Genomic DNA, 19,804 nt, shown 5'->3' with positions numbered 1-19,804 from the left:
CTGCGATCATCATCACGATCAGGTCGCCAAGCCGGTGCGTGGCGTTGGGCGCGCGTGGATCAGGCACCGCGCCAAAGTAGCTCTCAAGGCAGGAAATGGCAGTCGCTCCTTCGCTCACCTGCCTCTCCAAAGAATCCTTTCTCAGCCTAAACTCAACCCCAAAATCGCCATATGCGATTCCCCTGCCCTCAAGGGGGGGAGATCACGCTGTCCTACTGCGCCGACGGCTCCTCGGCGTCGCCCTCGTCCGCGAACGGCGAGGCGCTCGGTACGCACTGCACCGACCAGCCGGCCGGCGTCGGCTGCTTCTGGTATTCGGTGACGGCGGAGGTGCACTGTTCGCGGGTGTCGAAGGTGCTGGGCAGCACGACCATGCCGCCTTGCGGGCCGGCGATCACCAGATACCAGACCAACGCTACGCTCGGTGCCGCCATGAGTATTTCCTCGCTCTGCTTGTTTTGGGAGTCGGTGCGATCCTAGCAACTCCGGCCAAGCGGCGAAAGTTGGGCCGAAGCGCGGCGTTAAGCCACGGCATCACAGCCGCGTGATGTCAGGCCGCTTACTCCGGCTGCCGGTAGGCGACAAAGCGGTTGTGCTTGGCCTGGAAGATCAGCCCCGTCTCCTTGAGCGCAGGGCTGGCCAACGGCACGATACGCTTGGCGATCTCCGAAGGGTGCGGCAGAGCCTCCGGATCCTCGCCGGGTACCGCCTGCGCCCGCATGGCGGTGCGCGTTGCCCCGGGATCGGCGGCGTTGACCCTGAGCGGCAGGTTTTCGGTCTCATGCGCCCACGAACGCGTCATGGCCTCGACCGCCGCCTTCGACGCCGCATAAGGCGCCCAGAAGGCGCGTGCGGAGTGGGCCAGGCTGGAACTCAGTACGATAGCGCGGCCGGCATCGGAGAGTCTCAGCAGCGGGTCGACAGAGCGGATCAGCCGCCATGTTGCGGTGACGTTGATGGTCATCACCTTCTCGAAGGTCTTTGCCTCGACATGGCCGATCGGAGCGATGACGCCGAGCACGGCGGCGTTGGCGACCAGTATGTCGAGCTTGCCCCAGCGCTCGTGGATGGCGCCGCCCAGCCGGTCGATCCCCGCCATGTCGGCAAGATCGAGCGGTACCAGCGTCGCCTGTCCGCCGCCTGCTTTGATCTGGTCGTCGAGTTCTTCCAGCCCTCCGACGGTGCGGGCAACCGCAATCACATGTGCGCCGGCGGCGGCAAGCTCCGTGGCGATGAAATAGCCGATACCGCGCGAGGCGCCGGTGACGACCGCAACGCGGCCGGAGAGATCGAGGGTCATGCTTGAACTTCCATGAGGTCGGCGTGAGGCACCCCCCTCTGCCCTGCCGGGCATCTCCCCCTCAAGGGGGGAGATTGGCCCTCATCAGGCTCAGCGCCTGTTCTGCGACCGTCGCGATTGGCGAAAGTCGACAATTCAGCCGATCTCCCCCCTTGAGGGGGAGATGCCCGGCAGGGCAGAGGGGGGTAACCTGGCGAAGACAAATGGCGATCCGGCAACCTTACGACCCGCCTGCCGCCAATAGCGACAGCGTGCGGACATTGTCGGAGCCTTCGAAATCGGCAAGCCGGGTCGGATACTGGCCGGTGAAACACGCGTCGCAGAATTGCGGCTGTTCGTTGTCGCGGCCGGCTTCGCCGACGGCCCGGTAGAGCCCGTCGATCGAGAGGAAGCCGAGCGAATCGACGCGGATGAACTCGGCCATCTCCTCCACCGACATGCGCGAGGCCAGCAACTTCGACTTTTCCGGTGTGTCGACGCCGTAGAAGCAGGAGGCGCGCGTCGGCGGCGAGGCGATGCGCATATGCACTTCCTTGGCGCCGGCATCGCGCACCATCTGCACGATCTTCTGGCTGGTGGTGCCGCGTACGATCGAATCGTCGACCAGCACCACACGCTTGCCTTCGATCATGCGGCGATTGGCGTTGTGCTTAAGCTTGACGCCCATGTGGCGGATCGAATCGCCGGGCTGGATGAAGGTGCGGCCGACATAGTGATTGCGGATGATGCCGAGCTCGAACGGGATGCCCGCGGCCTGCGAAAAGCCGATCGCCGCCGGTGTGCCCGAATCCGGCACCGGCACGACGATGTCGGCCTCGACCGGGCTCTCCAGTGCCAGCTCGGCGCCGATGCGCTTGCGTACCTCGTAGACATTGCGGCCTTCGACCGAAGAATCCGGCCGGGCGAAGTAGACATATTCGAAAATGCAGAAGCGGGTCTTCTGCGGCTCGAACGGGAACAGGCTCTCGATTCCCTTGCTGGTGACGACGACCATTTCGCCGGGCTTCAGGTCGCGCACGAAACGCGCCCCGATAATGTCGAGCGCACAGGTTTCGGAGGCGAGAATCCAGGCGCCGTCGAGATCGCCAAGCACCAGCGGCCGGATACCGAGCGGGTCGCGGCAGCCGATCATCTTCTTGGACGTCATTGCCACCAGCGAGAAGGCACCTTCGACCTGGCGCACCGCATCGATGAAACGCGAATTCAGGTCGCGCTCCTTGCTGGTGGCGACCAGATGCAAGAGCGTCTCGGTGTCGGAGGTGGAAGAGAAGATGGCGCCCTGCTTCTGCAGGGCGCGCTGAACGGTCATGGCGTTGGTGAGATTGCCGTTATGGGCGACGGCAAAGCCGCCATCGGCAAGTTCGGCGAAGAAAGGCTGGATGTTGCGCAAGCCAGCGCCACCGGTGGTGGCATAGCGTGTGTGGCCGATGGCACGGTTGCCTTGCAGGCTGTCGATGACACGCTGCTTGGTGAAGGTGTCGCCGATCAGGCCGACATGGCGTTCGACATGGAATTGGGTGCCGTCATAGGAAACGATGCCGGCCGCTTCCTGGCCGCGATGCTGCAACGCATGCAGGCCGAGTGTTACGATGGCTGCGGCGTCCTGCCGGCCGAAAATGCCGAACACGCCGCATTCGTCGTGGAAATGGTCGTCGGCTTCGGCGGAAAGCACGTCGTCTGCGTCTGCCACTGAGGCTGCCATTGGGGGCTCAAGCTCCGCTAAAGTCGCCATATAAGGTCATAGCGCATCGAAAGCAACGCACGTCGTGCGACGTTCACATGATCGACAGTCTCGAGGCGAGCAAGTCTGCCGAAATCAGTTTGCCGGCGCCGGGTTTGCAGGTGCCGGCGTCGCGGGCGCATTGTCGGCCGGCGGAGCGTCGCTGTCATCGGGTGCCGGAGCAGTGGCGTCGTCGCCGGCGGCAGGTGCTTCCGCTGCAGGCGCGTCGGGGGCCAGAGGCGTCTCGGTGGCCGGCCGATTCGGATTGAGCTTGTTGAGGATGGCGTTTTCCGGATCCTCGGGCAGCAGGCTTTCCAGCTTGGCACCGATCGATTCGAGCAGCGGCTTTGACTTGGCGTTGGCAATCCAGCCTGGAGCTTTGGCGCCGGCCAGCCAATTGAAAAACAGCAGTGCGACCGCGACCACCAGGATGCCGCGCGCCGCGCCATAGAGGAAGCCAAGTGTGCGATCGAGCGCGCCGATCCTGGAATCGATGATCCAGTCGGCGAGCTTCATGGTGATGACGGAAACGACGATCAGCGCGACAATGAAGACGATACCGGCGGCCGCCGCCATGGCTGCCTTTTCGTTGTCGATATAGGGCTGAATGTAAGGCAGCACCGGCTTGTAGAAGAAGAAGGCCGCCGCAGCGGCAACTGCCCAGGAGATGATCGACAGGATCTCGCGCGAAAAGCCGCGAACCATGGCGAGCATCGCCGAGACCAGGGTGAAGCCGACGAGAATTCCGTCAAGCAGCGTAATCGGCATGTTTTTCGCCCCGCTCCGATCTCTTTTTCACGACTCGACGAGCCGCATCAGTCTTGCTCGTCGGCGCGGCTGCGCCGAGAGCCGGCTATGCGCGCCACGAGATCGGCAAGCTCGGTGGGCTGGAAAGCGCCGGCTCCGATCCCCCCGGCCCCATTACCACCAACAAGTTCCTCGCTGCCCAAGGGCAGAACCGCGCTTCCGAAACCCAGCTTTTCGGCTTCCTTGAGGCGCTGCTGCGCATGCGCAACCGGCCTCACCGCCCCCGAAAGGCTGATTTCGCCGAAATAGACGCAATCGGCGGGAAGGGCAAGACCGGTGAGCGAGGAAACCAGTGCCGCCGCCACCGCCAGGTCGGCCGCCGGCTCTGAAATGCGGTAGCCGCCGGCAACGTTGAGATAGACGTCGTACGTGCCGAAGCGAACGCCGCAATGGGCTTCCAGAACCGCCAGGATCATCGACAGCCGGGCGCCGTCCCAGCCGACGACGGCGCGGCGTGGCGTGCCGAGCGTCGAAGGTGCTACCAGCGCCTGGATCTCGACCAGCACCGGCCGTGTGCCTTCCATGCCGGCGAAAACCGCGGCACCCGGCGACTTCGCGTGACGTTCACCGAGGAAAAGCTCGGACGGGTTGGCGACTTCCCGCAAGCCCTTGTCCGACATTTCGAAGACGCCGATCTCGTCGGTTGGCCCGAAGCGGTTCTTGACCGTTCGCAGGATGCGGTAGTGGTGGCCGCCTTCGCCCTCGAAATAGAGCACCGCGTCGACCATGTGCTCGACGACGCGTGGGCCGGCGATCTGGCCCTCCTTGGTGACATGGCCGACCAGAACGATCGCCGCCCCTGTGGATTTTGCATAGCGGATCATCGCTTGGGCGGCGGCACGCACCTGGGTCACCGTGCCGGGCGCTGAATCGGCCATGTCGGTCCATAGCGTCTGGATCGAATCGAGAATGACCAGGTCCGGCCGCTTGCCATCGGCAATGGTGGCGAGGATGTCCTCGACGTTGGTCTCGGCGGCGAGTTCGACCGGGGTGTCGGCGACGCCGAGCCGCTGGGCGCGCAGCCTGATCTGGGCGACCGCTTCTTCACCGGAGACGTAGACGATGCGGTGGCCCTTTGCCGCCAGTGCGGCTGCAGCCTGGGTGAGCAGCGTCGACTTGCCGATGCCGGGATCGCCGCCGACCAAAAGCGCCGAGCCGCGCACGAAGCCGCCGCCGGTGGCGCGGTCGAGTTCGCCGATGCCGGAGACGATGCGCGGCGCGTCCTCGATGTCGCCGGAGAGGCTGGTCAGCACCACCGCGCGGCCCTTGCGGGCGTTGCGGGTGTTGGCCGGGCCGGAGCCGATGCCGCCCGACGTGCCTTCCTCGACCAGCGTGTTCCACTCGCCGCAGGCATCACATTTGCCGGCCCAACGCTGATGCACCGAACCGCAATTCTGGCAGATGAACTGGATACGGGATTTGGCCATCAGTTTATTGGTTCCAAGAGGTATTTGGGACGATCCCAGTAAACCGGCAAAGCATCTTCGATCGTATCGAAATGAGTGCGGCGCTGGCCGTTTCTCAGAGCCCAATTGTCGTATGCCGGCCAACACGCATATCTGAACAGACCGACCGCGAAGTCGTTCTCTCGCCCGACTTCATCGTGCAACGTCTCCAGCAATCTCATAAGGGCAGTCGAGAGGCGACGATCATTGAGCCGGTGCATCAAAAGGAATGCGCACCCGATCGCCGCCAGAGAGGTGTCGTGCCGAGTTTCGTCCAACGAAAGGGCCAAAAAACTCAGCAGATCGTCGATGTCAGCTGTCGCTCCCAATTTCCAAACTCGATAAAGACCGGTCACTGCCGCGCTTCGCGTATAGTCTTCGACATGCTTGGCAAGGAATTTCCTCACCAATTCAACGTTCTCGGGCGTAGGTTCGCTTGAGTAGCAGAACACCAGCAAACCGGCGTGCGATTCCGTGCGAGAAATTGACCGGGCAGATCTCAAATATTCAGTGAGTTGCGCGCGTTCATCCTCGGAGATGTTATACTCTTCGAATTTTATCCTTTGGTAGATATCGCTAAAGTCCAATCGGCTGCTCCGCGACAATGCCTACTCGAACCGATCCGGCAAATGATGCTCTTCCGCGAGGTCCGAGAAGCGGGTGAACTCGCCCTGGAAGGCGAGGCTGACCGATCCCGTTGGGCCGTGGCGCTGCTTGGCGACGATTACTTCGGCCTTGCCGCGCATCTCGTTCATCTCGTGTTCCCACTTGATGTATTCGTCGGTGCCCGGCTTCGGCTCGCGGTTCTTCAGATAATATTCCTCGCGGTAGACGAACAGCACCACGTCGGCGTCCTGCTCGATGGAGCCCGATTCGCGCAGATCCGAAAGCTGCGGGCGCTTGTCGTCGCGGCTCTCGACCTGGCGCGACAGCTGCGACAGCGCGATGATCGGCACCGCCAACTCCTTGGCCAGTGCCTTGAGCCCGGTGGTGATCTCGGTGATTTCCTGGACGCGGTTTTGCGATGATTTCGCGCTCGATCCCTGCATCAGCTGGATATAGTCGATGACGATGACGTCGAGACCGCGCTGGCGCTTCAGGCGACGCGCGCGGGCGGACAGCTGAGCGATGGAAATACCGCCGGTCTGGTCGATGAACAGCGGGATTTTCTGCATGGTCTGCGAACAGGCAACGAGCTTTTCGAAATCCATCTCGCTGATCTCGCCGCGGCGGATTTTCGACGACGGGATTTCGGTCTGTTCGGAAATAATGCGGGTGGCGAGCTGTTCGGATGACATTTCGAGCGAAAAGAAGCCGACGACGCCGCCATTGGCCGCCTTGAACGAGCCGTCGGCCTGCTGCGCCGGGACATACGCCTCCGCGATATTGAAGGCGATGTTGGTGGCGAGCGAGGTTTTACCCATGCCGGGGCGGCCGGCAATGATGATCAAGTCGGACGACTGCAGGCCGCCCATGCGACGGTCGAGGTCGCGCAAGCCGGTGGCGACGCCCGACAAATGCCCGTCGCGCATATAGGCGGCATTGGCCATGTCGACCGCCGTCTTGACAGCGTCGGTGAAGCTCTCGAAGCCGCCGTCGTAGCGGCCGGTCTCGGCCAGCTCGAACAGCCGCCGCTCGGCGTCCTCGATCTGGTCGGAGGGCGACATGTCGACCGGCGCGTCATAGGCGATGTTGACCATGTCCTCGCCGACGGTGATCAGCGCGCGGCGCGTGGCCAGATCGTAGATGGCGCGGCCATAGTCGGTGGCGTTGACGACGGTGACGGCCTCGACCGCCAGCCGCACGACATATTGCGCCACCGTCATGTCGCCGACCTTCTCGTCGGCCGGCAGGAAGGTCTTCAGCGTGATCGGCGTCGCGATCTTGCCCATGCGGATGAGCTCGGCCGCGACCTCGAAGATCTTCCTGTGCAGCGGCTCGTAGAAATGGCCAGGCTTCAGAAAGTCGGAGACGCGGTAGAACGCATCGTTGTTGACCAGTATGGCGCCGAGCAGCGCCTGCTCGGCCTCGATGTTGTTCGGCGCCTCGCGATAGAGCGGTGTTTCCGCCACGCCGAATTTTCGTGCTGCCTCTGCCATGATGTCCCCGGTCCTGATCCCGGTCTCTCGATATCAGAACGAGACAAGTCGGTGATGACTTATCTGCATCAGTCCCCAACCAACCAACTTTGATGCCCGCGATTCACAGCCAAGATACTTCGGTGGAAAGAATCTCGATTGACTCGAATCAAGATGGCGAGCCTAGCCGTTCTTGAGCGAGAACAAAACAGGAAAATAGCTGCCGGTCATTCCGGCAAGGCGTCACCCCAGTCCAGTCGCCGCGCGGCCTTGAACGTCTCGCCGTCGCGCTTGGTGAACAGTCGCTCGGCAGCATGACCATCCTGTTGGCAAAGCTTCAGCAAGACCTTGCCGGAGCCCGATTTCGGCGGTGCGATCACCCGCGCGCGGGGCGGAGCGGCCGGATGACGGGAAGCGGCGACAAAGATGAACTTTTCGTCCTCCCACGGCACCTCGGCATCCTTGGCCAGACGGTGCAGGCGCGAGCGGGCGACGCGGCGGGCGAAATGGCACCAGTCGGGAGCGACAAGTGGGCAGGGCGCCTCATGCGGGCAGGGCGCGAGCACGTGCGCCCCCGCCTCGATCAGCTGCCGCCGCACGGCAAGGATGCGCTGCCAGCCGGCCGGCGTGCCTGGCTCGACGACCAGCAGCGTGTCGGCGGTCAGCTGCCAGAGCCGGTCGATTAGTTTTGCCAGCGATGCCGGCGCGATCTCATCCAGCACATAGGCTGAAGTCACCAGCTCGGCGGGCTCCAGATCGACCAGGTCGATGGTGACGTCACCGGTCAGCCAGGCGGTCTTGGCATGGATTGCCTCGGCGGCAAGCGCCTCGCCGACCCGCCGCACCGCGGCACCGGCCTCGAGCAGCACTGCCTGTTCGAGATCGGGCCAGAGATCGATTGTGGCCCAAAGCACCGTGCCAGGGCCGGCGCCGACATCGAGCAAGGTCTTCGGAGCATAGTCGGGCCGAGACTCGCCCACCGCATCGAGACTGGCGCGGACGGCCGCATAGGTCGCCGGCAGCCGCGTTGCCAGATAGGCCTTAACCGCCATTTCTTCGGCCATGTGCAGGCGGCCATCGCGCAACTCGGCGCGGTAGCGGTCCGACAGCGTCTTGGCCGCTTGCTTGATCATCGGCAACGGCACCTGTTCGAGAAGGCGGTCGACGCCTTGTCTAAGCGGGGCGGGCAGTTCCATGGTCTACGCAGCCCGAGGTGCGAGCACGATGACCGAGGCGCCAATGATGCAGATCGTGGCACCGGCAAGATCCCAACTGTCGGGGTGCACGCCTTCCGCCAACCATAGCCAGACCAGCGAGGCGGCAATGTAGATGCCGCCATAGGCGGCATAGGCCCGGCCCGCCGCACTGGTGTCGACAAGCGCCAGCAGCCACGCGAATAGCACCAGTGAGACGAGACCGGGCGCCAACCACAGCGGCGACTTATCCAGCCGCCACCACGCCCAGAACGAGAAGCAGCCGGCGATCTCGGCAAGTGCGGCGGCGACGTAGAGGAGGTAGGTCATGAAAAAAGGTCCCGCGTTGACGAGACCTTTTTCAGCGTGCCAGCCGGCAATGGCAAGCGGCAATGGCGCGATCGCCGGCAGTCTACTCCGGATCCGCCACCTTGCGGCGGCGAGTGGGCTTGGCGGCAGGAGCCTTTTCACGACGTCCAAGATCGCGCATCTCCAGCGCCTTCTCGCAACTGGCCATGTAGTCGCGCGTCACCGGCAGCGTGTCGTTCTTCTTGGCGATCTGGATCTGGAAGATCACCAGATCCTGCCATCGGAAGGCAGCTTCCGAGGCGGCAAGATAGAACTCCCACATGCGGCAGAAGCGCTCGTCATAGATCGCCTTGGCCTTGTCGCGGTTGGCGGCAAAGCGCTCGCCCCAATGCTTCAGCGTCTCGGCATAATGCAGCCGCAGAACCTCGATGTCGGTGACGACGAGCCCCGACTTTTCGATAGCCGGCATCACTTCGGAGAGCGACGGGATATAGCCGCCCGGGAAGATGTATTTGCGAATGAAGGCGCTGGTCGCCCACGGCACACCGGAACGGCCGATCGTGTGCAGCAGCATGACACCGTCCGGCTTCAGCAGCGTCGCCGACTTGTCGAAGAAGGTACGGAAATGATTGACGCCGACATGCTCGAACATGCCGACCGAGACGATGCGGTCGAAACGCTCATTGAGCTCGCGATAGTCCTTGAGGTCGAAATGCACCCGGTTTTGCAGGCCTTGCGCGTGCGCGCGGTCGGTGGCGACGCCGTGCTGCTCGGTCGACAGCGTCACGCCTTGCACGTCGACGTCGAACGCCTTGGCGAGATAGAGGCCAAGCCCGCCCCAGCCGGAGCCGATGTCGAGTACCGTCTGGCCCGCTTTCAACCTGAGCTTGGCGGCGATGTGGCGCTTCTTGGCTGCCTGGGCCTCATCGAGCGTCATGTCCGGCTGCTCGAAATAGGCGCAGGAATACTGCATGTCTTCATCGAGGAAGAGGCGATAGAGGTCGCCCGACAGATCGTAGTGGCGCTGCACGTTGCGGCGCGCCCGCGACGCCGTGTTGATCTGCTGCAGGCGCCGGAAGGCGTGGCGCAGACCCTCGATCGCCTTCGACCAGGTGGCATCGATGCCGCCGCTGCCCATGTTCTGGAACGCAATGCGCATCACCCCCAGCACGCCGCCCTCGATAATGTCGAGTTCACCGTCCATGTAGGCTTCCGGCACCGCCAGCATCGGATCAAAAGCGATGGCGCGCTCGGCATGCCTTGTCTTGATGTGCATGTGCACCGGCTCGCCGCTGCCGTCACCAAAAGTCACCATCGAGCCTTGCGGCCCTGTCACCTTGAGATTGCCTGTGCGGACCAGGCGGTCGAGAACGCGCTTCAGCAGAATATTCATGACCAATTGTCCCCTCTCGGCCAGACATGCTGTCCTATTCTGCATCAAGATATAGGGGTCCGAAAAGTTCCATTTGGCATAAAAATGCCCGGGTGCGAGGCCCGGGCATTGGTCCAGATAGGTATTAGCCGACGAATGCCGGCGAACAACGATCAGCCGTTGTCTTCGCCGCCCTCGAACTCCGCGTTCGGATCGAAGAAATTTTCCGGCCGCGCATTGTCGTTGATGTCTTCGCCGTAGATGGCTTCGGCGGTGGTCAGCGTTTCGCCCTTGGCCTGGCGCTCGGCTTCGTCGGCCGTGCGGGCAATGTTGAGCGTGATGGTGACCTCGACTTCCGGGTGCAGCGCGATCGCCACGTTGGTGACGCCGATGGTCTTGATCGGCTGATTGAGAAGGATCTGGTTGCGGTTCACCGAAAAACCTTCCGCCGTCAACAGCTCGGCGATGTCGCGCGTCGACACCGAACCATAGAGCTGACCGGTCTCGCCGGCCGAGCGCACGGCGATGAAGCTCTTGCCGTCGAGCTTTTCAGCAATCTGCGCGGCCTCGGACTTGCGCTCCAGGTTCCGAGCTTCGAGCTGGGCGCGCTGTCCCTCGAACTTCTTCTTGTTACCTTCGTTGGCGCGCAGCGCCTTGCCCTGCGGCAGCAGGAAATTTCGGGCGAACCCGTCCTTGACCCTGACGGTGTCGCCCATCTGGCCGAGCCGGGAAACGCGTTCGAGAAGAATGACTTCCATGGTTTTGTTCCTTCGGTTGGGCGCCTATCCTCAGGATCGGCGCCGAATTGTCTGGAACAGGTCAGGAAGCTGGGGCGTCGCCGCCTGTGTCGCTGTCCTGCCTGTCGCGGCAGTTAGGATCTCTTGTCGAAATCCAACCCGGGATTTGGTGTTCGATCCAGCTACGCCCGTCGTGGCCGGTGAAAAAAGCAGGCGGCGAACCGCCCGCTGGCTAGACCATGATCCCGAAAAGTGAAAACCGGTTTTCGGATAAGATCATGGTCAACTAATCAGTCTTAGCGGACCACGTAGGGCAGCAGGCCGAGGAAGCGGGCGCGCTTGATCGCCTTGGCGAGTTCGCGCTGCTTCTTCTGGCTGACGGCGGTAATGCGCGACGGCACGATCTTGCCGCGCTCGGAAATGTAGCGCTGCAGAAGCCGCACGTCCTTGTAGTCGATCTTCGGCGCGTTGGCGCCGGAGAACGGGCAAGTCTTGCGGCGACGGTGGAAGGGGCGCCGGGTTGGGATCTGGTTGATGTCGACCATTATTCTGCGGCTCCTTCAAAGCCTTCGCGCGGACGGCGCGGGCCACGATCGGCACCCCCATCGCCGAAGCTGCGCGGCGGACGATCACCACGGTCACCGCGATCGCGGTCGCCGAATGAGCGCGGGCCACGATCGCCACGGTCGCGGTCGCCGAAGCCGCCGCGTTCCGAGCGCTCTTCGCGCTTCTGCATCATTGCCGACGGGCCTTCCTCATGCGCATCGACCTTGATGGTCAGGAAACGCAGCACGTCCTCGGACAGGCCCATCTGGCGCTCCATCTCATTGAGCGCGGCCGGCGGGCAGGTGATGTCCATGAGTGTATAATATGCCTTCCGGTTCTTGTTGACCCGGTAGGTGAGGGACTTCAGTCCCCAGTTCTCGACCCGGCCGACGGACCCGCCATTCGCGGTGAGGACGCCCTTGTACTGTTCGACAAGTGCATCGACCTGCTGCTGCGAGAGGTCCTGCCGGGCAAGAAACACATGTTCGTATAGAGCCATAGTGTTCGTGCCTTTCTTCGTTTCTCTCCCGGTTCCCGGCGGCAAAAGCCTCTGCAACTTCTCTGACCCGCAATCCTTGCGAAGACGGGGAAGAAAGGAGCATGACGAGACGGTCGAGAGCGGAGACACGGGAGGCGGAAGCGCTTCTGGCTCCACGCGAAGGTTTCGAAAACCTCCGGCCCTCCGTTCAGCCCCCAGCAAGGACCGGCAGATTGCGGGCGTCTATACAGGAATTTGACCGCAAAGCAAGGCCAAACGACAGGCCAAACGGCTCGACTAGCGCCCTACCTTCCAGAGCACAACGGACCTCGATGGCAAGGTTTTACGGATTTCCTGAAACCTGACCTTAACCATCATGCGAAGTTCCCCGTGCCGGCGGGCGTGGTGGCAACCCGCCGTTCATCATGCGAATGCAAAACGAAACAGTTCGCGCGCGGCCGCCAGCAAGGCGGTTTGGGGGTAAAATGCTGTTCGACAAGTTCTGCCGTTCGAAGAGCGGCAACTTTGCCCTGATGCTGGCGTTCGGGTTGCCTGCGGTTCTGACGGCCGTCGCCTTTGCCGTGGACGTGTCCACCTTGATGAGGGCCAAGGTCAGCTTGCAGAACGCGCTCGATGCCGCGAACCTTGCATCTTCGCATCTCGGCGACATCGAGGCCACGCGCAAGGACGTCTTCGACCGCTACTTCCAGACCAATGTCGCCGGCCACAGCGAGTTGAGGAACGCCGAAGCGACGCTTACCGTCGAAAGGGGCCTCAATTACATCCAGACAAAGGCTGTCGCCGCGGCCGATGTCAACTTGAACTTCGCCTTCCTGTTCGGCAACGACAAGCGCATCACCGTCGATGCCGGCGCCGTCGAATCGACCAATCAGCTCGAAGTCGTGCTGGTGCTCGACAATACCGGGTCGATGGCCAGCAACGACCGCATCGGCGCATTGCGGACGGCGGCGACGGGCTTGATCGATATGCTCCAAGCCGCGAAGTCGCCGACGCGCAGCGTACGTGTCGCAGTGGTGCCGTTCGTCACCGCGGTCAATGTCAAGGGCGAGGACTACGATCCGGCCTGGATCGACATGGCCGGCAAATCGCCGAACAATGGCGCCAATTTCCCCTTGGTCGGCGGCAAGCGCGTCAACCATATGGACCTGTTCAAGCAATTGGGCGTCGAATGGAGAGGCTGCGTCGAGGCGCGGCCCGGAACCAACAATGTTTCCGACATTTCGCCCGACCAAAACAAACCGGACACCCTGTTCGTACCCTATTTCGCGCCGGACGATCCAGGTAACGCCAAAAATCCGAACAGCTCCTATGGCAATTCGGCGACCGGCTACAATAATTCCTATCTCGACGATACGGTTATCACCCTGCTCCCCGGCCTCACCGGCGACATCGCGAAGTACAGTGTTTCGACGATGAAGCTGATCAACGACAAGAAATGCCCCCTGACCATCGGCCCAAACCGGGCCTGTCCGACGCCGATAGTGCCGCTGACCGACGATTTCGACAAATTGCGTAAGGCCGTCAGTGAGATGATCGAATGGAACGGCTCGGGGACCAATGTTTCGGAAGGGTTGTCATGGGGGATGCGGGTACTCTCGCCGGAACCGCCCTACAGTGACGGCGCGCCGTTCAGGGCGTCAGGCACGACCAAAACGGTGCTGCTGCTCACCGACGGCGAAAATGTTGTCTATGGCGCGAAGGATACGCCACAGAAGTCGGACTATGGTTCTTACGGGTTCCTGGCCTCGGGTCGGTTCGGATCCAGCGACCAGACCGCGGCCGCGCGCAATGTCGACGACTGGACAACCAATGTCTGCAACACGTTGAAGAAACAGGACGTGCAGATCTTCACAGTACTGCTGCAGGCCGACACCGCAGCCAACCGCAAGCTCTACGAGGCCTGCGCGTCGTCGCCGTCGGATTATTACCCGACCAACGACGTCACCCAGCTCGAAAGCGTGTTCCTGAAAATCGGAAGCTCGATTTCGCACCTGCACTTGACGAACTGAACGACGTCAGTCGCCCAACGGCCGTTCCGCCGCCGCTGCTCAACTCGTGTGCGCAGCCACTTTGCGTGTGGTTTCGGGGAAGAAATCGGGCGCCGCATGGCGCTTGCCGAACATCATGTCGTACTGCAGCAGACGGAAGTCGCGGATTGCCGGGTCGATCTCTTTCTGACGCGACCAATCGGGGGTGGCGTCGCCCGCCGGTGCCAACAGCAAATTGCGGTCGATGACGCGGTAGTGCTCCCGCAACTGGCCGAGGAAGCCGGTGTAATAGGGATGACTGATGCCGGCAGTCTTCAGGATATGATAGGGCAGGAAGGCTGGGCTGACGGCGCCGAGATCCTCGGCCGGGCCGCTGCGGTTTGACCAGACGATCAGCGGCGTCTGGTGGTGCAGCAGCATCAGGTCGGCCGCCTCCTTGCGCGGCGCGACATTGTCCTTCAGGAAACCGGTCTCGACGTAGACCGGCCCAAGCGGCGGCAGATGGTCGCCGAAGAAGGCGATGACCGTCGGCCGCTGGCGTTTCTTCGCCCATTCGATCAGCCGCTCGAGGCCACGGTCCGCGTCGGAAGAGCCTTCGGCGTAGCTCAACAGCGATTCACGTGCCCATTGGCTGATCGGCGCCTGCACCTTATGGGTCGGATTGTTATAGCGATAGGGCTCATACGGCCCGTGGTTCTGCAGGCTGACGGCGAAAAAGAAGACCGGCTCGGCGCTGGTATCGGCCTCGTGGATGATCTCGTCGGTCATCGCTGCGTCCGACGCGAGCGGTCCGCGTTTTTGCATGGGCGGCAACGTCTCCTCGGACTTGAAGTCGTTGAAGCCGAAATCGGCATAGACGGCTCCCCGGTTCCAGAACCAGTTGGTGCCGGGATGGATGGCGCGCGCCCGGTAGCCCTGACTTTTCAGGAAGGTCGCCAGCGACGGGGTAGGTGTCCGCACATATTGCTGGTAGGGAATACTGCCCGCCGGCAGGAAGGCGTTGGAAAAGCCGGTCAGGGCCTCGAACTCGATGTTGGCCGTCATGCCGCCGAATTCGGGCGAGAACATGTAGCCCGTGCGCAGTGCCCGCACATTGGGGATAGGGTCGGGCGTGATGGTGACGCCGGGCAGCTTGGTCGGATCCCAGAAGGATTCGCTCATGACGACGATGATGTCGGGCTTCTCGGCGGGTACCGAGGCCGTCACCTGCGGTTTGCCGATCGCTTCGATCGCCTTGCCGGAATAGCCGGGCGGCGCCGAGACATGGGCCATCGGGACGTTCAGCGCGAATGCGAGCGCAAAACCGTTCGAGGCATAGTTTTCCTTCTGGTCCCACATGATCGGGATGATCTGCAGCCGGTCGCGCGTCCATGAGAAAGTGGCATAGTCCATGATGGAGACGAAGAAGGCGATCAGCGGCACTGTCAGCGTCAGTCGGGCAAGGCGGCCCTTGTGGCTGAGCGCCGGAACGCGGCGGCGCCATAGCCGCCAGCCATAGACGAGAAGCGACAGCCCGCCGACGACGCCGATCGCCAGGGCAATGGCGGTTCCCGGGCGATCGCGTACCAGGAGCGGCATCAGCGCCACGATCTGCCGAGAATAGAGGAAATCAGTCGGATAGAGCGGATCGCCGAGATAGAGCGACTTCTGGTGGCCGACGAACGCCAGCGACAACGTCAGCGGCGCGAGGATCATCAGGCTCTGATGGCTGCGGCCGAGCACGGCGTCGAGCCCTATGAGGATCAACGCAAAAATGATGATTGTGGTCCAGCCGGGTTTGAAGGGCTGCAGAAAGAAGTCGATGGTGCCGGCAAAGTTGCCGCGCACGATCAATTCGATAGCGAACACCAGGATGGCCGCGGCCAACAGGCTGATGAAGCCATAGCGGATGACAGGCCATTTGCGCCCTGGCAGATAGCCGGTGGCCGGATCGCCTTCGAGAAACTGTGGCGCGGCCTCGGCTGCGCTCTTCTTGGTCTTTGCCACTGCGATAGTTCCCCGGCCCGCAACAAAAGCGTCACTCGACTGTCATCGAACTGTCACGCAAAGCTAGCGCCTGTGGCGGAAATAAGAAGAGCCAGCAAACAAATCGTGAGCGGTTTTCATCATGAGTGATCGCCAAAAAGCCTGCCGAAACAGGCACTCGGCCGACGTTGCGCGGTCAAGGTTGGACTTGACTTGGCCGCACGCCTTGCGTCACAGGCAACGAGAACCAGCAGCTGGGAGCCGCCGATGGCCATCGCATTCACCTTTCCGGGGCAGGGCAGCCAGGCTGTCGGCATGGGCAAGGACCTTGCCGATACCTTTGTTGAATCGCGGCGGATCTTCGAGGAAGTCGATGATGCGCTCGGCGAAAATCTATCGAAGCTTATCTGGGAAGGCCCGGAAGAGACGCTGACGCTGACCGCCAATGCCCAGCCGGCGCTGATGGCGGTGTCGCTTGCCGCAATCCGGGCGTTGGAGGCGCGCGGCTTCTCCCTGAAAGGCAAGGTCACCTATGTCGCCGGCCACTCGCTTGGCGAATATTCGGCACTTGCGGCCGCCGGTTTCGTTTCGGTCGCCGACGCCGCCCGACTGTTGCGCATCCGGGGTAACGCCATGCAGGCGGCGGTACCGGCCGGCGAGGGCGCCATGGCGGCGATCATCGGGCTGGAACAAGCCGACGTCGAAGCCGCCTGCGCAGAGGCTGCCCAAGGCGCGGCCAAAGATCCCGCGCAAGCCTTGGTTTGCCAGATCGCCAATGATAATGGCGGCGGCCAGCTGGTAATCTCCGGCGCCAGGTCGGCGGTCGAACTGGCGGCGAAGCTATGCACGGAGAAGGGCGCCAAGCGGGCGCTCATGCTGCAGGTTTCGGCGCCCTTCCATTCGGCATTGATGAAGCCGGCGGCCGAGATCATGCGGGAGGCACTGGCCGCCGTGACGAAGAGTGCACCGGCCGTGCCGCTGGTCTCCAATGTTACGGTGACCCCGACGAGCGATCCCGACGAGATCGCCCGCCGCCTCGTCGAACAGGTGATCGGGCGCGTGCGCTGGCGCGAAACGGTGGAGTGGTTCGGCGCGAATGGCGTTGCGACGCTATATGAAGTAGGCGCCGGCAAGGTTCTGTCGGGGCTGGCGCGGCGCATTAACCGCGATATTGCCACCAGTGCAATCGGATCCGCGGCGGATGTCGAGGCGGCGCTGGCGGCGCTTGCATAATCAACTGGCGATTTGACCCCGCTCCGTGCGAAGGGTGTTCGCTCAGATCAGGAGACAAAAATGTTCGAATTGACCGGCCGCAAGGCGCTCGTCACCGGCGCATCGGGGGGCATCGGCGAGGCGATCGCCCGCGTGCTGCATGGCCAGGGCGCCATCGTCGGCCTGCACGGCACGCGTATCGAGAAACTGGAGGCGCTGGCCGCCGAACTGGGCGACCGGGTCAAGCTGTTTCCGGCCAATCTTTCCAATCGCGACGAGGTCAAGGCGCTTGGCCAGAAGGCGGAGGCCGATCTCGAAGGCGTCGACATCCTCGTCAACAATGCCGGCATCACGAAGGACGGGTTGTTCGTACGCATGGCTGATGCCGACTGGGATAGCGTGATCGAGGTCAACTTGACCGCCGTGTTCCGGCTGACCCGCGAGCTTACCCATCCGATGATGCGGCGCCGCCATGGCCGCATCATCAACATCACTTCAGTGGTCGGCGTCACCGGCAATCCCGGCCAGGCCAATTATTGCGCCTCCAAAGCCGGAATGATCGGCTTTTCCAAATCGCTGGCGCAGGAGATCGCCACCCGCAATATAACCGTCAACTGCGTCGCCCCGGGCTTCATCGAATCGGCGATGACCGACAAGCTCAACGACAAGCAGAAAGAGGCGATCATGGCGGCGATCCCGACGCGGCGCATGGGCACGGGCGCCGAAGTCGCCTCTGCCGTCGCCTACCTCGCTTCCAATGAGGCGGCCTACGTCACCGGCCAGACCGTTCATGTCAATGGCGGCATGGCAATGATCTAACACTTGGGAAAACGCTTCATTCCGTCTTGGATGCACGGGATTTTTCGTGTAATGCCGCCCGCAACCCGGCGGTTCGGGCAAAAACCGGTCCTGTTCCGCTGCGTTTCCGGCAGGACCATCTTTCAGCTTGATTAGCGGCATTCTGCCCGCTAACGAAGACAGACAACCAAAAGACGAGGATGCCCAAATGAGTGACACCGCAGAGCGCGTCAAGAAGATTGTCATCGAGCACCTTGGCGTCGATGCCGACAAGGTGACGGAGCAGGCGAGCTTCATCGATGATCTGGGCGCGGACAGCCTCGACACGGTCGAACTTGTCATGGCGTTCGAAGAAGAGTTCGGCGTCGAAATCCCCGACGATGCGGCCGAGACCATCCTGACTGTTGGCGATGCGGTGAAATACATCGACAAGGCCTCCGCCTGACGCTATTTGCAGTCATCACCGGGGAGGACCTGCGATGAGGCGTGTCGTCGTCACGGGCCTTGGGCTGCTTTCGCCGTTCGGCATGGGCTTCGAGCACAGCTGGAATGAGCTTCTGACCGGCCGCAGTGCAGCCAAGCGCATCACCGAATTCGAGGTGGAAGACCTTGCCTGCAAGGTCGCCCACGTCATTCCGCGCGGTGACGGCTCCAATGCCACTTTCAATCCTGAAGCCGTTCTCGAGCCGAAGGAACTGCGCAAGATCGGCGACTTCATCCTGTACGGGATCGCGGCCGCCGACGAGGCGCTCAAGGATTCCGGCTGGCAGCCGAAGACGCATGAGGAACAGTGCGCCACCGGCGTGCTGATCGGTTCCGGCATCGGCGGCATCGAAGGCATCGCCGAGAATGCGATGATCCTCAAGGAACGCGGTCCGCGCCGCATCAGCCCGTTCTTCATCCCCGGCCAAATCATCAACCTCGTGTCCGGCCAGGTCTCGATCCGGCATGGGCTGAAAGGCCCCAACCATGCCGTCGTCACCGCTTGCTCGACCGGTGCGCACGCCATCGGCGATGCCGCCCGGCTGATCATATGGGGCGATGCCGACGTTATGGTCGCAGGCGGCGCCGAAGCGCCGGTGACGAGGCTTTCGATCGCTGGGTTCGCGGCTTGCCGCGCGCTCTCCACCGACCGCAACGACGCGCCGCAAACGGCCTCGCGCCCCTATGATCGCGATCGCGACGGTTTCGTCATGGGCGAGGGCGCCGGTGTTGTCGTGCTCGAGGAGCTCGAACACGCCAAGGCCCGCGGCGCCAAGATCTATGCCGAGGTCACCGGCTACGGCCTGACCGGTGACGCCTATCACATCACCGCGCCAGCCGAGGACGGCGACGGCGCTTTCCGTTGCATGACGGCGGCGCTGAACCGGGCGAAGCTGACGCCCGCCGATGTCGACTACATCAACGCCCACGGCACCTCGACCATGGCCGATACGATCGAACTCGGCGCCGTCGAGCGGCTGGTCGGCAACGCCGCCTCGAAGATATCGATGTCGTCGACGAAATCGTCGATTGGCCACCTGCTGGGCGCGGCTGGTGCTGCCGAGGCGATCTTTTCGATCCTCGCCATTCGCGACAACATCGCGCCGCCGACCATCAATCTCGACAATCCGGAGCGCGAAACGGCGATTGACCTTGTGCCGCACAAGCCGCGAGCCCGGCAGATCGACGTGGCGCTGTCCAACTCCTTCGGCTTCGGTGGCACCAACGCCTCGCTCGTCTTCCAGCGCTACAATGGCTGACCGCTCCGCCGGTTTGCGTCTGCCGTCAATTTTGCCATATTCGCCCCTACTCTGCCCGAGGGGATTCGTCGCAAGATCAATTGGTAGGGCACT

At 62.8% G+C, this 19,804-nt stretch carries 19 protein-coding genes; 5 read left to right on the top strand and 14 right to left on the bottom strand.

What is annotated here, in order from left to right; all coding sequences use genetic code 11:
• Positions 1–212: 212 nt before the first annotated feature.
• From NKH29_RS23010 to rpsF, 13 genes are all read right to left on the bottom strand, one after another.
• Positions 213–434, bottom strand: a complete 222-nt coding sequence (locus tag NKH29_RS23010; protein ID WP_023719840.1) for a hypothetical protein — start codon at positions 432–434, stop codon at positions 213–215.
• A 125-nt stretch (positions 435–559) separates the two neighbouring features.
• Complete coding sequence (locus NKH29_RS23005; protein ID WP_352895345.1) at positions 560–1,300, bottom strand: SDR family NAD(P)-dependent oxidoreductase; 741 nt, start codon at positions 1,298–1,300, stop codon at positions 560–562.
• 220 nt (positions 1,301–1,520) lie between these two features.
• Positions 1,521–3,002: an amidophosphoribosyltransferase gene (purF, locus tag NKH29_RS23000; RefSeq protein WP_036244955.1), complete on the bottom strand. Its 1,482-nt coding sequence runs from the start codon at positions 3,000–3,002 to the stop codon at positions 1,521–1,523.
• Between the two features lie 114 nt (positions 3,003–3,116).
• Positions 3,117–3,788 (bottom strand): CvpA family protein, encoded by a 672-nt coding sequence (locus NKH29_RS22995; RefSeq protein ID WP_352481821.1) that lies wholly within the window; start codon positions 3,786–3,788, stop codon positions 3,117–3,119.
• A 47-nt stretch (positions 3,789–3,835) separates the two neighbouring features.
• Entirely contained in the window at positions 3,836–5,254 is a 1,419-nt protein-coding gene (gene radA, locus NKH29_RS22990; RefSeq protein WP_353000634.1) for a DNA repair protein RadA, read from the bottom strand.
• A complete protein-coding gene (locus NKH29_RS22985) occupies positions 5,254–5,859 on the bottom strand; it encodes a hypothetical protein (protein ID WP_353000632.1) in 606 nt (201 codons plus the stop codon). The genes radA and NKH29_RS22985 overlap by 1 nt, the downstream gene beginning before the upstream one ends.
• A gap of 21 nt (positions 5,860–5,880) precedes the next feature.
• Positions 5,881–7,371 (bottom strand): replicative DNA helicase, encoded by a 1,491-nt coding sequence (locus NKH29_RS22980; protein WP_023677714.1) that lies wholly within the window; start codon positions 7,369–7,371, stop codon positions 5,881–5,883.
• A 206-nt stretch (positions 7,372–7,577) separates the two neighbouring features.
• Positions 7,578–8,546, bottom strand: coding sequence for a small ribosomal subunit Rsm22 family protein (locus NKH29_RS22975; protein ID WP_352849220.1), 969 nt, complete (start codon positions 8,544–8,546; stop codon positions 7,578–7,580).
• Positions 8,547–8,549: 3 nt separating this feature from the next.
• A complete protein-coding gene (locus NKH29_RS22970) occupies positions 8,550–8,873 on the bottom strand; it encodes a YnfA family protein (protein WP_352849223.1) in 324 nt (107 codons plus the stop codon).
• Between the two features lie 82 nt (positions 8,874–8,955).
• Complete coding sequence (locus tag NKH29_RS22965) at positions 8,956–10,245, bottom strand: cyclopropane fatty acid synthase (RefSeq protein WP_353000631.1); 1,290 nt, start codon at positions 10,243–10,245, stop codon at positions 8,956–8,958.
• A gap of 152 nt (positions 10,246–10,397) precedes the next feature.
• The gene (gene rplI / locus NKH29_RS22960; RefSeq protein ID WP_352481815.1) at positions 10,398–10,982 is read right to left on the bottom strand and encodes a 50S ribosomal protein L9; all 585 of its coding nucleotides are present in this window, start codon (positions 10,980–10,982) and stop codon (positions 10,398–10,400) included.
• Between the two features lie 275 nt (positions 10,983–11,257).
• On the bottom strand, positions 11,258–11,506 hold the full coding sequence (gene rpsR, locus NKH29_RS22955) for a 30S ribosomal protein S18 (protein ID WP_006203718.1): 249 nt from the start codon (positions 11,504–11,506) through the stop codon (positions 11,258–11,260).
• The gene (rpsF, locus tag NKH29_RS22950; RefSeq protein ID WP_352481813.1) at positions 11,506–12,006 is read right to left on the bottom strand and encodes a 30S ribosomal protein S6; all 501 of its coding nucleotides are present in this window, start codon (positions 12,004–12,006) and stop codon (positions 11,506–11,508) included. Before rpsF ends, rpsR begins: the two co-directional genes overlap by 1 nt.
• Positions 12,007–12,470: 464 nt before the next feature.
• On the opposite strand from rpsF, the gene NKH29_RS22945 reads away from it, so the two are divergent.
• Positions 12,471–14,015: a pilus assembly protein TadG-related protein gene (locus NKH29_RS22945; protein ID WP_353000629.1), complete on the top strand. Its 1,545-nt coding sequence runs from the start codon at positions 12,471–12,473 to the stop codon at positions 14,013–14,015.
• Positions 14,016–14,054: 39 nt separating this feature from the next.
• On the opposite strand, the gene NKH29_RS22940 is transcribed toward NKH29_RS22945, so the two are convergent.
• A complete protein-coding gene (locus tag NKH29_RS22940) occupies positions 14,055–15,980 on the bottom strand; it encodes an LTA synthase family protein (protein ID WP_353000627.1) in 1,926 nt (641 codons plus the stop codon).
• A 246-nt stretch (positions 15,981–16,226) separates the two neighbouring features.
• Between NKH29_RS22940 and fabD the strand changes: the two genes are divergently transcribed.
• From fabD to fabF, 4 genes are all read left to right on the top strand, one after another.
• Complete coding sequence (gene fabD / locus NKH29_RS22935) at positions 16,227–17,192, top strand: ACP S-malonyltransferase (protein ID WP_352814843.1); 966 nt, start codon at positions 16,227–16,229, stop codon at positions 17,190–17,192.
• A 60-nt stretch (positions 17,193–17,252) separates the two neighbouring features.
• Positions 17,253–17,990 carry a 3-oxoacyl-[acyl-carrier-protein] reductase gene (gene fabG, locus NKH29_RS22930; protein ID WP_023719826.1) on the top strand — a complete coding sequence of 246 codons (738 nt, stop codon included), beginning with the start codon at positions 17,253–17,255 and terminating at the stop codon, positions 17,988–17,990.
• A 187-nt stretch (positions 17,991–18,177) separates the two neighbouring features.
• On the top strand, positions 18,178–18,414 hold the full coding sequence (locus NKH29_RS22925; RefSeq protein ID WP_006203723.1) for an acyl carrier protein: 237 nt from the start codon (positions 18,178–18,180) through the stop codon (positions 18,412–18,414).
• Between the two features lie 34 nt (positions 18,415–18,448).
• Entirely contained in the window at positions 18,449–19,711 is a 1,263-nt protein-coding gene (fabF, locus tag NKH29_RS22920; RefSeq protein WP_023719825.1) for a beta-ketoacyl-ACP synthase II, read from the top strand.
• Positions 19,712–19,804: the final 93 nt, after the last annotated feature.

Origin of the sequence: Mesorhizobium sp. M1295, from assembly GCF_040318135.1 — a bacterium.
Taxonomy (GTDB): Bacteria; Pseudomonadota; Alphaproteobacteria; order Rhizobiales; family Rhizobiaceae; genus Mesorhizobium.
The sequence above is the reverse complement of the archived record's forward strand: the minus strand, read 5'-3'. Positions and strand labels throughout refer to the sequence as shown.

Bases quoted from the DNA above. Each gene is read 5' to 3' on its own strand.
- fabD (WP_352814843.1), top strand. From the start codon at position 16,227: ATGGCCATCGCATTCACCTTTCCGGGGCAGGGCAGCCAGGCTGTCGGC.
- rpsF (WP_352481813.1), bottom strand. From the start codon at position 12,006: ATGGCTCTATACGAACATGTGTTTCTTGCCCGGCAGGACCTCTCGCAG.
- NKH29_RS22965 (WP_353000631.1), bottom strand. From the start codon at position 10,245: ATGAATATTCTGCTGAAGCGCGTTCTCGACCGCCTGGTCCGCACAGGC.
- NKH29_RS22975 (WP_352849220.1), bottom strand. From the start codon at position 8,546: ATGGAACTGCCCGCCCCGCTTAGACAAGGCGTCGACCGCCTTCTCGAA.
- fabG (WP_023719826.1), top strand. From the start codon at position 17,253: ATGTTCGAATTGACCGGCCGCAAGGCGCTCGTCACCGGCGCATCGGGG.
- fabF (WP_023719825.1), top strand. From the start codon at position 18,449: ATGAGGCGTGTCGTCGTCACGGGCCTTGGGCTGCTTTCGCCGTTCGGC.
- NKH29_RS22980 (WP_023677714.1), bottom strand. From the start codon at position 7,371: ATGGCAGAGGCAGCACGAAAATTCGGCGTGGCGGAAACACCGCTCTAT.
- NKH29_RS23010 (WP_023719840.1), bottom strand. From the start codon at position 434: ATGGCGGCACCGAGCGTAGCGTTGGTCTGGTATCTGGTGATCGCCGGC.
- NKH29_RS22945 (WP_353000629.1), top strand. From the start codon at position 12,471: ATGCTGTTCGACAAGTTCTGCCGTTCGAAGAGCGGCAACTTTGCCCTG.
- NKH29_RS22970 (WP_352849223.1), bottom strand. From the start codon at position 8,873: ATGACCTACCTCCTCTACGTCGCCGCCGCACTTGCCGAGATCGCCGGC.
- purF (WP_036244955.1), bottom strand. From the start codon at position 3,002: ATGGCAGCCTCAGTGGCAGACGCAGACGACGTGCTTTCCGCCGAAGCC.
- NKH29_RS22995 (WP_352481821.1), bottom strand. From the start codon at position 3,788: ATGCCGATTACGCTGCTTGACGGAATTCTCGTCGGCTTCACCCTGGTC.
- rplI (WP_352481815.1), bottom strand. From the start codon at position 10,982: ATGGAAGTCATTCTTCTCGAACGCGTTTCCCGGCTCGGCCAGATGGGC.
- NKH29_RS23005 (WP_352895345.1), bottom strand. From the start codon at position 1,300: ATGACCCTCGATCTCTCCGGCCGCGTTGCGGTCGTCACCGGCGCCTCG.
- radA (WP_353000634.1), bottom strand. From the start codon at position 5,254: ATGGCCAAATCCCGTATCCAGTTCATCTGCCAGAATTGCGGTTCGGTG.
- rpsR (WP_006203718.1), bottom strand. From the start codon at position 11,506: ATGGTCGACATCAACCAGATCCCAACCCGGCGCCCCTTCCACCGTCGC.
- NKH29_RS22925 (WP_006203723.1), top strand. From the start codon at position 18,178: ATGAGTGACACCGCAGAGCGCGTCAAGAAGATTGTCATCGAGCACCTT.